A 12,962-nucleotide genomic window follows, 5' to 3' on the forward strand; every position below is an offset into this window, starting at 1 on the left:
AGCCGCGGGGGATGGGGCGCAAGCGTCGGAGTCGGCGGCGGGCGGGAGCCGGGCCGGCGGAGCGGACATCGGTCGGCGAGTCTCGGATTCCGCAGACGGCGCGAGTGGGGCGTCAGGTGCAGGCGCCGGCAGTGACGCGTCCGTGGCCGGCCCGGGGAATGGTGGCGGAGCCGCTTCTGTGGCGGAATCGGATGGCAGCCAGGCTGTTTCGGCGGCGGAATCGGACGACGGCGCGGCTGCCCCCGTCGATCATGGGCCTTGGGGCCGATACATCCATGGTGCGGCGTTCCTGACGGCGCTCGAAGCGGGGAAGGGGCCGCGGGCGGCTTGGCAGGCGTTGCCGGGGGAGGACTGGCCTCGGCGGTTGGCGGAGTTGGCGGGGGCGGTGGTCGGGCGGGGGCAGAGCGCGATCTTGATGGTGCCGGATCAGCGGGATCTGGATCGGGTGCTGACGGAATGTGATCGGCTGCTGGGGGATTCGGCGGTCGGGTTGTCCGCGGGGTTGGGTCCTGCGGCGCGGTATCGGCGGTGGCTGGCGGTGCTGCGGGGGACGGCGAAGGTCGTGGTGGGGACGCGGAGTGCGGTGTTCGCACCGGCGAAAGACCTTGGGCTGATCGCGATTTGGGACGACGGGGACGACACCTACGCCGAGCCGCGGTCGCCGTATCCGCATGCGCGGGAGGTGGCGATGCTGCGTTCGCACGAGACCGGGGCGGCATTCGTCGCGGCCGGTTTCGCGCGCACGGCGGAGGTCCAGGCGATCGTCGAAACCGGTTGGGCGCACGACCTTGTCGCCGACCGGGCCGTGGTGCGGGACGCCGCGCCGCGGATCAGCGTGCCGGGCGACACCGATCTCGCGATGGAGCGGGATCCGGTCGCCAAGGCGGTCCGGATTCCCGGCGTCGCGTTTGCGGCCGCGCGGGCGGCGCTGAAGGAAGGCGCGGGCGTGCTCGTGCAGGTGCCGCGGCGCGGGTATGTCCCGTCGCTGGCCTGCGCGAAATGCCGGACCCCTGCCCGATGCCGGCACTGCAACGGACCGCTCGCATTGCCGGACGGTCGTGCGCGGCACAATGATTCGCAAGGCGACGCCGCGCACAGCCCGGCCTGTCGCTGGTGTGGCATCACCGAGGCGGCGTTCCGCTGCTCGTCCTGCGGTTCGCGGGCGCTGCGGGCCGTGGTGATCGGCGCGAGCCGCACCGCGGAGGAACTCGGCCGCGCGTTCCCCGGCGTGCCGATCCGCGGCTCCGGCGGCGGCGCGATGCTCGACACGGTGGAACCGGGCCCGCAGGTGGTGGTCGCGACCGTCGGCGCGGAACCGGTGCTGCCCGGTGGCTACGGAGTTGCTCTGCTGCTCGACAGCTGGGCCCTGCTCAGCCGCGCCGACCTGCGCGCGTCCGAGGACACGCTGCGCCGCTGGATGACCGCCGCGACCCTGGTGCGTTCGCGCGGCCAGGTCATCGTGATGGCCGAAGCCGCGATTCCCACCGTGCAGGCCATGCTCCGCTGGGACCCGGTCTGGCACGCCCGCAACGAACTCGCCGCCCGCGCCGAGGTCGGCTTCCCGCCCGCCGTGCGCATAGCCGCGGTCGACGGCACCTCCGACTCCATCGCCGAATTGCTCTCCGCCACAGAACTTCCCGCCGACGTCGAGGTACTCGGCCCGGTACCCCTGCCCGACGGCGCCCGCAAACCCTTCTCCTCCGGCGACACCCCCGCCGAGGTCGAACGAATCCTGCTGCGCGTAGACCGCAAGTCCGGCGCCGCCCTCGCCCGCGCCCTCACCGCCGCCCAAGCCATCCGCAGCACCCACCGCTCCGACGCCCCGCTCCGCGTCCAGATCGACCCGGTCGACATCGGTTGATCCGGGTTGGACGCCTGCGGTGTAACGCTGACAGTGCTTGCAAGCCGTTGCCTCACAATCGCGCTCAATCGATCCGTGGCACCCGCCCTCTCTACGCTCCGCAGCGCGGCCAGCCCGACCCAGGCGTGACACACAGCAGGGAACTACAAATCGCCGAGCTGCCACGTCCCACTCGACAACAACCTCTCGGCCAACGGGACATGTCAGCGCGAAAGATCGAGTAGCCACGCCCTCATGTCCCGCTCGATGACAACTCTCACGACCAATGGGACATGGCAGCTGGAAATCGCGGGTAGCTGCGCCGCCATGTCCCGCTCTGCGATAACCCTCGCCGCTATCGGGACCTGACGGCGCGGACATCGATTCCCGAGTTTCACATCGATTCGGTCGATAGCGGCTGACCAGGCCACGTTTGCCGCCGGTTCGAGCCGCCTGAGTGCGACTGCGGCAGGCCCGCGGCAGTGCGGAACGCCATCGACTGCACCTGGTTTCGGGCCAGAATCATCGATGCTGCCGCGTGTCGTACGGCGAGTTAGCCAGAAGTTATCGGAAACGTCCTCGGCGTCGTGATTGAGTGGACGGATGACGACCTCTTCGCTCCGCCGCACCCTAGCGACCGCGTGCCTTGTGGTCGTCGCGCTCGGGTTGGCGGCCTGTTCGGACGACGACGCCGAGTCGCCGAAGACCAACCTGACGTTGACCGTCACGCCGGCGGCTCCGGGCTCGGCGCCGACGCACGTCACGCTCACCTGCGAGCCGACCGGCGGCGATCACCCCAAGGCGGAAGCGGCCTGCGCGGCGTTGGCCGCGGTGGGTGGCGACTTCGACAAGCTCCCCGGCGATCCCACCACCGCCTGCATCCAGGTCTTCGAGCCGGTCGACGCCTCGGTGACCGGCACCTGGCAGGGCAAGCAGGTCGACTGGCGAAAAGCCTTCGGCAACAAGTGCGAGTTGAGCGCGCGCACCACCCCGGTCTTCTAGTCGCCGGAGGTCGATCGCAGTACGTCTCAGCCGCCCGAACGAGACCGAATAATTCTTTAACTGGCCGATCAGTTAATGATACGATCGGCGCATGGCCCGTACCGTGGATCCGAATCGCGTCGCCGAACGCCGCCGCGCCATCACTATGGCCGCCGCCGAGCAGTTCGCCACGCACGGCTACGAACGCACCACGGCCACCCAGATCGCCCGCGCCGCCGGCCTGAGTTCGGGCAGCGTCTTCTACTACTTCAAGGACAAAGCTGCCGTCTTCCGGTCGATCTTCGAGCTGTCCATTCCCGAACACACCGAACTCTTCGCCCGCCACATCGACCGAACCGATTGCCTCGCCGCCATTCTCGACATCGTCGACGCACTGGCCGGCGAGGCCTTGGACCCGTCGGCCCCCGGCCTGATGTTCGAACTGCTGCGCCGCCTCGGCCACGACGAGGAACTGGCGACGATCGTGCTGGCGGACGCGCGACTCAGCGCCGACGCGCTCACCACCCTGCTCGGGCGCGGCCTCCGCACCGGGCAATTCGACCCAGGATTCGAGCCGGGGGAAACCGCGCGCTGGATCCTCGCCGTCATCGACGGCGCATTTCTCAACGCGGACCCGGACCACCCGCACGACCCGCGCCCGCTGGTGCGCGCGACCGTGTCCCGGCTGCTGCGACCGATCGAAACGGAGCACCCATGACCAACGTCTCGGCACCCACCGTGCTGCGCATTTCCACGATGTGGGCCTGGCTGTTCGCGGCAGGCGGCCTTGCCATCGGCTGCGGCATCGGATTCGCCGTGCATCCGGTCGGCCACTGGATGACCGAAACCTTCGACGGCAGCCCCGGTCCGCTGAAACTGGCGATGAGCGTGCCGACGGTGTGGCTGGTGCTCGCCACCACCGTCATCGGAACCATCGCGGGCGGCGTGCTTTTCGGGATCGGCAGCGCGGAAAGCCTGGTCCTCACCGTCGCCGACGACCACGTCGAACTGGTGAAAGAAGCGCGCGCACAACATGTACCGCGCAAGCACGTCGCCGCCGTGTTCCGTGAGGACGCCGACCTGGTGCTCACCGATCGGAACAAGCGCCGCCTTGCCCGATTCGGCGCGAACGACCTGAACCGCACCGACATCGAGAACGCCTTCCGCACCCACGGCTACCCCTGGCTCGACCGGAACGACCCATTCGGCGCGGACTACTTCCGCTGGGCCGACGGCCGCCCCGAAACCGGGAAGGCCGTCGACACCATCCTGCGAGCCCGGCGCCGCGCGCTCGCCGACGAAAAGCCGCTCGACGTAGCCGAACTCGACGAGGAACTGCTCGAACTGGGCATCGATGTCCGGGATCGCCAGGGCGAGCAGCACATTCGACTCTTCGACCACGCGGGATAAGCGGGCGCGCTGCAACCCAATTCGTCGGCCAGTGCGGCGACCTTGCCGACCAGGTGGCCTCGTCTACCTCGCCGACCGGGCCGGCTTCCCGTACGGCGCAATGTCGGCGAGCCGATAGTCGGCGACCTGATCCGGGCACGTGATCCCGCTGATCAGGCGCTACCGCATGGCATCCACTGCCCATTAATGCTCAGGCGAACACGGCCCGATTACGTTGCGCCCATTCGGCATAACTCGCGGGCCCCCGGCCCAGCACCCGCTCGACATCCGGACTGATCTCCTGCTCGGCGGCCGTCGGCTCGCCGAGAATCGACAGCGTGTGCTCGACCACGGACTCGGGCATGAACTGCGCCATCCCCGTATGTGCCTGCGCCCGAGTCAATTCCACGAACCGCACCGGTACTTCCAGCGCCGCGCCGATCGCCGCCGCCTGCTCCTGCGGCGTGCTCAACGACGGCCCGGTGAGGGTGTAGATCTGCCCGGCATGCCCGTCCTCGGACAACGCGGCGGCCGCGACCGCGGCGATATCGGCGGGGTCGACGGACGGCAACCCGATCGCCCCGAAGGGTGCCGCGACCGTCCGTTCGGCACGCACGGATTCCGCCCACGCATACGTATTCGCATAGAAACCGGCAGGCCGCAGAATGGTCCACTCCAACCCGGACCGCCGGATCGCCTCCTCGAAGGCGATCAACCGCGCATAACCCTCCGCATCGGCCCTGGTCACCACCCCTTGCGACGACACGAACACCACCCGCCGAACACCCGCGGCCCGCACGACCTCCAGCACTCGCTCCGGATCCGGCCCACTCACCAGTTGCTCACCGGTGATGAGCAGGAACAACGCATCGGCACCCGCCACGGCAGGGGCGAGGCTGCCCGGATCGCCCAGATCGGCGACCACCGAACGCACTCCCTCTGGCCACGCGACTTCCTTGTTACCCCGCGACACCGCAGTGACCTCCTGACCCGCCTCGGCCAAGCCCCGCACGAGGTGCGCGCCGATGTTTCCAGTTGCCCCGGTAACCACGATCATCTTCTTCATCTCCATTTAAGTTAGTTGGCTGACTAACAAGAACGTATCGGACGAACCCGCAGCGTGTCTATAGTGAGTTACATGACTAACTCAGAATCTGCAGAACGCCCGAAGGGTGGTAAACGCGAGCGCCTGGGCGCGGCGGCGGCCCGCGTGTTCCACGAACAAGGCGTCGAGAAGACCACCATCGCCGACATCGCCCACGCCGCCGACGTCCCGGTCGGCAACGTCTACTACTACTTCAAAACCAAAGACCAGCTGGTCCGCGCCGCAATCGGCGCCCACGACCAGACGCTCGACGAACTCATCGCCATGCTCGACCAGCTGCCCACCCCGCAAGATCGCCTCAAAGCGCTGATCGGCGGCTGGGTCGGCGAACGCGAAACGGCCGCCCGATTCGGCTGCCCCTCGGGCACCCTCGCCACCGAACTCGACAAGCGCGCCGATGGTCTCGACCGCGAACTCGCCGACGTCATGCGCCGGCTCGTCGACTGGGCCGAGAGTCAATTCGAAGCCATGGGCCGCACCGACGCGCGCGACCTCGCCGTCGCTCTGATCGCCGCCTATCAGGGAATCTCGTTGCTCACCAACACCTTCCGCGACCCCGAGCTGATGGTGACGGAGGGGGACCGGCTCGGGCGCTGGATCGACTCGCTCGTGCCGTGAACCCCCAGGTCTCCGGGAATCGAAAAATTGACCCTTGCGTTCGATGCATTGCCGATATATCGTCGACAACATGAAACGAACACGAGAGCCTGAGGAGGCCATCATGGAACACCAAGAACAACGCGAATTCGGCCGGCGCGGCCCGTGGCAGCGTCACGGCGGCGAGGACTTCGACCCCCGTCAGCGGTTCCGCCGCGGCGGACGGCACGGACACGGTCCCGACTTCGGACCGGGCTTCGGCCCAGGTTTCGGGCCGGGCTTCGGACCGCACTTCGGTCGCGGTCGAGGCCGCGGCGGACGTGGCCGGCGCGGCGACGTGCGAGCGGCGGTCCTGCTGCTGCTCACCGAGCGCCCGATGCACGGCTACGAACTGATCCAGCAGATCCGCGAGCGCAGCGACGACGTCTGGCGTCCGAGCCCGGGGTCCATCTACCCCGCGCTGGCCCAGCTGGAAGACGAGGGCCTGGTCCTCATCGAGAAGGTCGCCGGGCGCAAGACGGCTCAGCTGACCGAAACGGGCACCGCCTACGTCGCCGAACACAAGGACGAGCTGGGCGACCCGTGGGCGGACGTCAAGGAAGACGTCGGCGCGCAGGCCATCGACCTGCGTGAACTCGTCGGTCAGCTGATGGGCGCGGTCGCCCAGGTCGCGGCGGCGGGCACGCCCGCACAGGCGGCCAAGGCGGCGGAGCTGCTCACCGAGACCAGGAAGTCGCTCTACCGAATCCTGGCCGAAGACGAGACCCCCGAAAAGTAACGGGGTGTGAAACACCGCGCTGGAGCGCGCATTTGGGGCGGGTTCAGTAGATCATTGTGAGATGCGACAGTTTCGGGGTTTGTGGGTTTGGGGAATTTCACACTTGGGTAAGGCGGTGCTGGTCGCCGCACTCGCCGTGGTAGCGATGCTCGGCACCGGTGCGGCGCAGGGCGCGCCCTCCGGCTACCGCCCGCCCGAGATCCCCACCCAGCCCGGCCCGCCGCAGACCGATCACCTCGGTGCGGCAGCTTATCTGAAGACCCACAAGAACGCGGTTCCGTTGGGCACCAACAACTTCGACTGCAAGCCGAACGCCGCCCACCCGCGGCCGGTGGTGCTCGCGCACGGCACGGATTCCAGCGCCTACTCGGACTATTCGGCCATCGCGCCACAGCTCGCCGCCGCCGGATTCTGCGTCTTCGCGCTCAATTACGGCGGTAGCCCGGGGGCGGACAGCTACGGCACCGAGGACGTGGTGCTCAGCTCGTACCAGATCGGCGACTTCGTCGACCGAGTACTGGCCGCCACTGGCGCCACCCAGGTCGACCTGGTCGGATTCTCCCAGGGCGCCTCGGTCACCCGGTTCTACACCAACAAGCTCGGCGGCGCGCCGAAGGTCGGCAAGTGGGTCGGCCTGGCGTCGCCGAGCTACGGCGGGGTGATGTACGGACTGGTGCCCGTCGTGCAGGCGGTGCCGGGCGGGTTGCAGGCGTTCGCGCGGGTGACCTCGCTCGCCGCGGTGCAGCAGGCGCAGGGCTCGGAGGTCATGACCGCGCTCAATGCCGGCGGTGACACCGTGCCCGGCCCGATGTACACGACCATCGGCAGCAAGGTCGACGAGATGATCCAGCCGAACAGCAATATCGCGCTGCGCGGCCCCGGCGCGGAGAACATCTCCCTGCAGGATCGCTGCCCGATCGACCTGACCGGGCACTTCCACATGGTCTACGACCCGTTCGTGCAGCAACTGCTGCTCAACGTGCTGGATCCGACCACCCCGGCCCCGGTCTGCCGTCCGGTGATGCTCGGCACCGGCATCCCCGAAGTGATCATCGCCGGTAACTCGTAGGCAGGGCGGCCGGACGGAGGACAACGCACCCCGTCCGACCGCACTGGAGTTCTACCAGCTTCGGGCTGGTGGATCGGGGACATTCGGTCGTCTCACTAGAATGAGACGACCGTGTTCGTCCGCTTCCGGGAGTTTGCCGTGACCATTCAGCCTGTTCGCCTGTTCGGCGATCCCGTTCTGCGCGCCCGCGCGGCGGAGGTCACCGCGTTCGACCGGGACCTTCAGCAGCTGGTGACCGACCTGACCGACACCATGCACGACGATGGTGGCGTCGGTATGGCCGCACCGCAGATCGGAGTGGGGTTGCGTGTTTTCGTGTACGACACTCATGACGCGGCGGGGCACCTGGTGAACCCGCAGTGGGAAGTGGCCGGCGACGAGGAGCAGGTCGGACCCGAGGGCTGCCTATCGATTCCCGGGGTGCGCTACGACACCCGGCGGGCGCTGCGGGTGCGGGCGCGCGGCGTCGACATGCACGGTGCGCCGGTCGAATTCAGTGCCGAAGGGCTGTTGGCACGCTGCGTGCAGCACGAGACCGATCATCTCGACGGCGTGTTGTTCATCGATCGGCTGGACCCCGCGGCGCGCAAGGACGCGATGCGGACCATCCGTGAATCCGATTGGTTCAGTGCGGGCGTGACGGCGCGGCCGTCACGGTCGGTGAGTGGAACGGGCCAGGCCGGTCCGTTCGGACGGGGTCGTTGATGCGCATCGTTTTCGCGGGCACGCCGGAGCCGGCCGTGCCGTCGCTGCGGCGGTTGATCGAATCCGGGCGGCACGAGGTGATCGCCGTGGTGACCAGGCCGGACGCGGTGGCCGGTCGCGGGCGCAAGGTGACCCGGTCGCCGGTCGGGCTGCTGGCCGACGAGCACGGGATTCCGGTGCTGACGCCGCGGCGGCCCGCCGAGCCCGAGTTCATCGAAGAGCTCACCGCGCTGGCTCCGGACTGCTGCCCGGTCGTCGCCTATGGCGCGCTCCTGCCGCAGCGGGTCCTGGACATCCCGCGCTTCGGCTGGATCAACCTGCACTTCTCGCTGTTGCCCGCCTGGCGCGGCGCGGCGCCGGTGCAGGCCGCGATCGACGCGGGGGACGAGATGACCGGCGCGTCCACCTTCCAGATCGAGGCGGGGCTCGACACCGGTCCGGTGTTCGGCATGGTGACCGAGAAGATCGCCGTCACCGACACCGCCGGCGGACTGCTCGAACGGCTTTCGATCAGCGGCGCCCAACTGCTCGAGGCGACCCTCGACGGCGTGGAAGACGGTTCCCTGCAAGCGGTTCCGCAGTCCACCGATGGCGTCTCGCACGCCCCCAAGATCACCGCCGACGCCGCGCACATCCGCTGGGACCTGCCCGCGCTCGCCATCGCCCGCCGCATCCGCGCCGTCACCCCCGCCCCCGGCGCGTGGACCGAGGTCGACGGCAATCGCCTGAAGCTCGGCCCCGTCGAGTTGGTCGAAGAGGAGCTGCCGCCCCGGACCATCGAGGTCCGCAAATCCGGCGTCTTCGTCGGCACCGCGACCACCGCGATCCGCCTGGACCAGGTTCAGCCACAAGGCAAACGCATGATGGCCGCCCTCGACTGGGCCCGCGGCGCACGCTTGCAGCCCGGCGCGGTGGTCGAGTGACGATCCTCGATCGTCGCGCCCGTCAGGTCTTGGCGGAGCGAACGTCTGTCTGCGGCGAGTCCGCTATGCCGTTGTCGCAGAACGTCTTTGCCGCCATGCGCGGTGGCGTGCCGCTGGTCGATCGGCCGAACTATGTGACGGCTGTGCAGCGAAAGTCGGGGTGCTGGGACTCCGTCTACGTGTCGCACACGCGGCCCGATCGGATGGCTGTCCTTCGGTGCGGACAGCAGGCCCCCTCCGTGGCCGAAGGCGGTCGCAGTCCTTATGTCCGTGGCCGAGCGCCGCGACCTCAACGAGAGCGGTGGAGCATGACGGCACGGTACACGGATTCGCTATTCGACCGGGCTGCCGGTTTCGCCCAGGGGTCGGTGGTCGCATGACGCCCCCGGAGCGCAAGCGCGGCAACGAGTCTCGTGATTCGTCGCGATCGAGTGGTACGGAGTCGGGACGCGGAAACACGGGTGCTCGAACGAACAGTGCGCGTGCGGGAGACTCCGCGCGCCAGTCCACTCCACGGCGCGACGACTCGCGCGGGCGGCCCGCAGGCTCGAATCAGCGCCCCGCACAAGCGAAGTGGAACCGGTCTGACGAGTCGAGTGAGCGTCCGGTGCGTCGCGCGGCCTCATCGAACTCGGGCGGATCCGCCGCGGGCCGTCCGGAGTCGAGTCGGGGTGGGTCGACGCAGGGCCGTCCCCGCTCGGCCGATGGCACGGGCCGGTCGGCAGTGGCGCGCGGCGGTGAGTCGGCGCAGGGTGGTTCGCGGTCTGCTGGACGTTCGGACGTCGGGCGGGGTGCCGAATCCGCGAAGAGTGGTACAGGAACTAGCGCTGGCCGGTCAGCGCCGCGATCGAATGACGGTGGGGCACGGTCGGACTCCGGTCGTGGCGGTGCGTGGCAGGGGCGTCCGCGCACGGCTGATGACGCGGGCCGGTCGGCAGTGGCGCGCGGCGGTGAGTCGGCGCAGGGTGGTTCGCGGTCGGCCGGACGTGCAGACTTTGCGCGAGGTGCCGAATCGGCGAAGAGCAGCGCGGGAACCGGCGCAGGCCAATCGGCGCCGCGATCGAATGAAGGCGGCCCACGGTCGGACTCCGGTCGTAGGGGAACGGGGCAAGCGGGTGGCGACCGCCCGACGCGTGGTGCGGGGTCTTCGAATTCCGGTAGCACGCATTCCGGGCGCGGCGGGTCGGCGCAGGGTGGTTCGCGGTCGGATGTCGGGCGGGGTGCGGAATCGGCGAATCGTGGTGCGGGAAATAGCGCTGGCCGGTCGGCCGGTCGCGGCGGGGGAGCGGCGCATGGTGGTTCGCGTTCGGCGGATCGTGCGGCTGCATCGGCGAAACGTGGTGGTGGGTCGAAGGATCGGGGATCTGCTGCGGGGGGACGTCCTACTGCCAACGATCCCGTCGACGCGCCTCGGCTTGTGGCGCGGGACGTTTTGCGGGCGGTGCGTGAGCGCGACGCGTACGCGAATCTTGTACTGCCCGGGCTGCTTCGGGAGCGGCGGATCAGTGGGCGGGATGCGGCGCTGGCGACCGAACTCGCGTATGGGGCTTGCCGTTCGCGCGGGCTGCTCGACGCGGTGATCGAAGCCGGGGCGGGGCGGCCGATCGCGGATATCGATGGGCCGTTGCTGGATGTCATGCGGCTGGGCGTGTATCAGCTGTTGCGGACTCGGATCGGGGCGCATGCGGCGGTCGATACGTCGGTGGCGCTCGCTCGGGCCGAATTCGGTGCGGGTAAAGCGGGATTCGTGAACGCGGTGCTGCGGCGCGCGGGGGAGAAGACGGTCGAGGAGTGGGTCGAGCTGCTCGCGCCGAAGGATCCGGTGGGGCGGCTGGCGTTCGAGTTCGCGCATCCGGTGTGGATCGCGCAAGCGTTCGCCGACGCGCTCGGTGCGCGGGCGGGTGAACTGCACGACGCGCTGGCTGCCGATGACGCGCGGCCCGCGGTCCACCTGGTCGCGCGGCCCGGGGAAATCACCGCGGAGGAATTGGCGCTGGTCACCGGCGGCGAAGAGGGCCGCTGGTCGCCGTACGCGGTCTACCTGGACGGCGGCGACCCCGGCAAACTCGAACCGGTCCGTGACGGCATGGCCGGCGTGCAGGACGAAGGCAGTCAACTCGTCGCGCTCGCACTGACCCGCGCCCCGTTGAACGGCCCGGACGGCGGCCGCTGGCTGGATTTGTGCGCCGGCCCGGGCGGCAAGGCGGCCCTGCTCGGCACCCTTGCCGCGATCGATGGCTTCCGCCTCGACGCCGTCGAACCCGCCGAACACCGCGCCGAACTCGTCCGCAAATCCGTACAGGGCCTGCCCGTCGACATCCACGTCACCGACGGCCGCGCCAGCGGACTGACCCCCGGCTACGACCGCATCCTGGTCGACGCACCGTGCACCGGCCTCGGCGCCCTCCGCCGTCGCCCGGAGGCCCGCTGGCGCCGCACCCCCGCCGACGTCGCCGAACTCGTCACCTTGCAACGCGAATTGCTCACCGCCGCATGGGATCTCCTGCGCCCCGGCGGCGTCCTCCTGTACTCCACCTGCTCCCCCCACCTCCAGGAAACCGTCGTGGTGGTAGCCGACGCCGTCCGCCGCCTCGGCGCCGAACAACTCGACACCCGGGAACTCCTCCCCGGCGTCACCGACCTCGGTGACGGCCCCACCGCCCAACTCTGGCCCCACCGCCACGGCACCGACGCCATGTTCATGGCCGCCCTCCGCAAACCCTGACCGGCCGCCGCGCACAGTTCTACGAGCCGCGCACGATCCAGCCATCAATATCGTGCGCGGCCAGCTCTACCGTGCGCGGCGGTGTTCCTTTGCGCCGATGTGACACGCGGGGCTGGCATCGGGCTGCGCATGGTTTGTGCGCTGCGCACGAATCGTCCAGCGGATTGCACGACGGTGCGGGATCCACGCGTCACCTCGACCCGTGCTGTGGCATTGGCCGCGCGCATTTCGGCGATCGGCGCACGATTCAGCCATCAAATTCATGCGCGGCTGTATACATCTTGCTCGGCCAGCTGGACCGTGCGCGCGCAGACCTGAGCCGTGCGCAACCGCCAGCGTTTGCTCGGGCCGAGGGTTCGTGCCTGGCTGCGGGGTACAGTTTCGTGCGACCCGCACGATTCGGCTAGCAGAGTTGCATGACAGTGCGCGATCTGCGCGTCGCCTCGACCCGTGGGTTGGCATCGGCTGGTCTGGAGCCGATTGGGATGTGCCACTGGCCGCGCGCATTTCGGCACCCCGCGCGCAGTTCAGTCAACAACTTCATGCGCGGCTGCATGACCCATACGCGGCGCACGGCACGTAGCTGAGCGCGGCTGATCCGGAGCCACGAGTGGTGGGCTGCGTGTGTTTTCGTGTGCCGCGCATCTTTCAGTCAGCGATGTGGTGCGCGGCTTGCGATTTGGTGCGCGGCAGCGTGCATCTGCGCGGCGGTGTGGGTTGTCTGGTGCACAGCATCGTGGGCAACCGCGCGACTGGTCCGGTGTGCGCGGTTCGCGCCACGTGAGTAGAGGTGCGGGATCGAGGGGGAACTGGTGCTGGTGGTCTCTCGGGCGGATTCACGCGGTCGATG

At 69.2% G+C, this 12,962-nt stretch carries 11 protein-coding genes; 10 read left to right on the top strand and 1 reads right to left on the bottom strand.

Annotated features, from left to right (window positions below):
• The first annotated feature begins 178 nt into the window (after positions 1-178).
• The 4 genes from F3087_RS33900 to F3087_RS33915 all read left to right on the top strand — a co-directional run bounded on the left by F3087_RS33900 (position 179) and on the right by F3087_RS33915 (position 4,231).
• Complete coding sequence (locus F3087_RS33900; RefSeq protein WP_191094275.1) at positions 179-1,861, top strand: primosomal protein N'; 1,683 nt, start codon at positions 179-181, stop codon at positions 1,859-1,861.
• A 582-nt stretch (positions 1,862-2,443) separates the two neighbouring features.
• Positions 2,444-2,842 (top strand): SSI family serine proteinase inhibitor, encoded by a 399-nt coding sequence (locus tag F3087_RS33905; RefSeq protein WP_150406201.1) that lies wholly within the window; start codon positions 2,444-2,446, stop codon positions 2,840-2,842.
• A 91-nt stretch (positions 2,843-2,933) separates the two neighbouring features.
• On the top strand, positions 2,934-3,539 hold the full coding sequence (locus F3087_RS33910) for a TetR/AcrR family transcriptional regulator (RefSeq protein ID WP_150406202.1): 606 nt from the start codon (positions 2,934-2,936) through the stop codon (positions 3,537-3,539).
• Positions 3,536-4,231, top strand: a complete 696-nt coding sequence (locus F3087_RS33915; protein WP_150406203.1) for a YqeB family protein — start codon at positions 3,536-3,538, stop codon at positions 4,229-4,231. Before F3087_RS33910 ends, F3087_RS33915 begins: the two co-directional genes overlap by 4 nt.
• 190 nt (positions 4,232-4,421) lie before the next feature.
• On the opposite strand, the gene F3087_RS33920 is transcribed toward F3087_RS33915, so the two are convergent.
• Positions 4,422-5,276 carry an SDR family oxidoreductase gene (locus F3087_RS33920; RefSeq protein ID WP_223885555.1) on the bottom strand — a complete coding sequence of 285 codons (855 nt, stop codon included), beginning with the start codon at positions 5,274-5,276 and terminating at the stop codon, positions 4,422-4,424.
• Positions 5,277-5,348: 72 nt separating this feature from the next.
• On the opposite strand from F3087_RS33920, the gene F3087_RS33925 reads away from it, so the two are divergent.
• The 6 genes from F3087_RS33925 (at position 5,349) to F3087_RS33950 (ending at position 12,112) form a co-directional block, all read left to right on the top strand.
• Positions 5,349-5,933, top strand: coding sequence for a TetR/AcrR family transcriptional regulator (locus F3087_RS33925; RefSeq protein ID WP_150406204.1), 585 nt, complete (start codon positions 5,349-5,351; stop codon positions 5,931-5,933).
• A gap of 103 nt (positions 5,934-6,036) precedes the next feature.
• Entirely contained in the window at positions 6,037-6,690 is a 654-nt protein-coding gene (locus F3087_RS33930) for a PadR family transcriptional regulator (protein ID WP_150406205.1), read from the top strand.
• Positions 6,691-6,835: 145 nt separating this feature from the next.
• A complete protein-coding gene (locus F3087_RS33935; protein WP_150406210.1) occupies positions 6,836-7,759 on the top strand; it encodes an esterase/lipase family protein in 924 nt (307 codons plus the stop codon).
• 138 nt (positions 7,760-7,897) lie between these two features.
• Positions 7,898-8,464, top strand: a complete 567-nt coding sequence (gene def / locus F3087_RS33940; RefSeq protein ID WP_150406206.1) for a peptide deformylase — start codon at positions 7,898-7,900, stop codon at positions 8,462-8,464.
• Positions 8,464-9,387, top strand: coding sequence for a methionyl-tRNA formyltransferase (gene fmt, locus F3087_RS33945; RefSeq protein ID WP_150406207.1), 924 nt, complete (start codon positions 8,464-8,466; stop codon positions 9,385-9,387). Before def ends, fmt begins: the two co-directional genes overlap by 1 nt.
• A 1,417-nt stretch (positions 9,388-10,804) precedes the next feature.
• Positions 10,805-12,112, top strand: coding sequence for an RsmB/NOP family class I SAM-dependent RNA methyltransferase (locus F3087_RS33950; RefSeq protein WP_150406208.1), 1,308 nt, complete (start codon positions 10,805-10,807; stop codon positions 12,110-12,112).
• The last annotated feature ends 850 nt before the right edge of the window (positions 12,113-12,962 follow it).

The organism is Nocardia colli, assembly GCF_008704205.1.
GTDB lineage: Bacteria > Actinomycetota > Actinomycetes > Mycobacteriales > Mycobacteriaceae > Nocardia > Nocardia colli.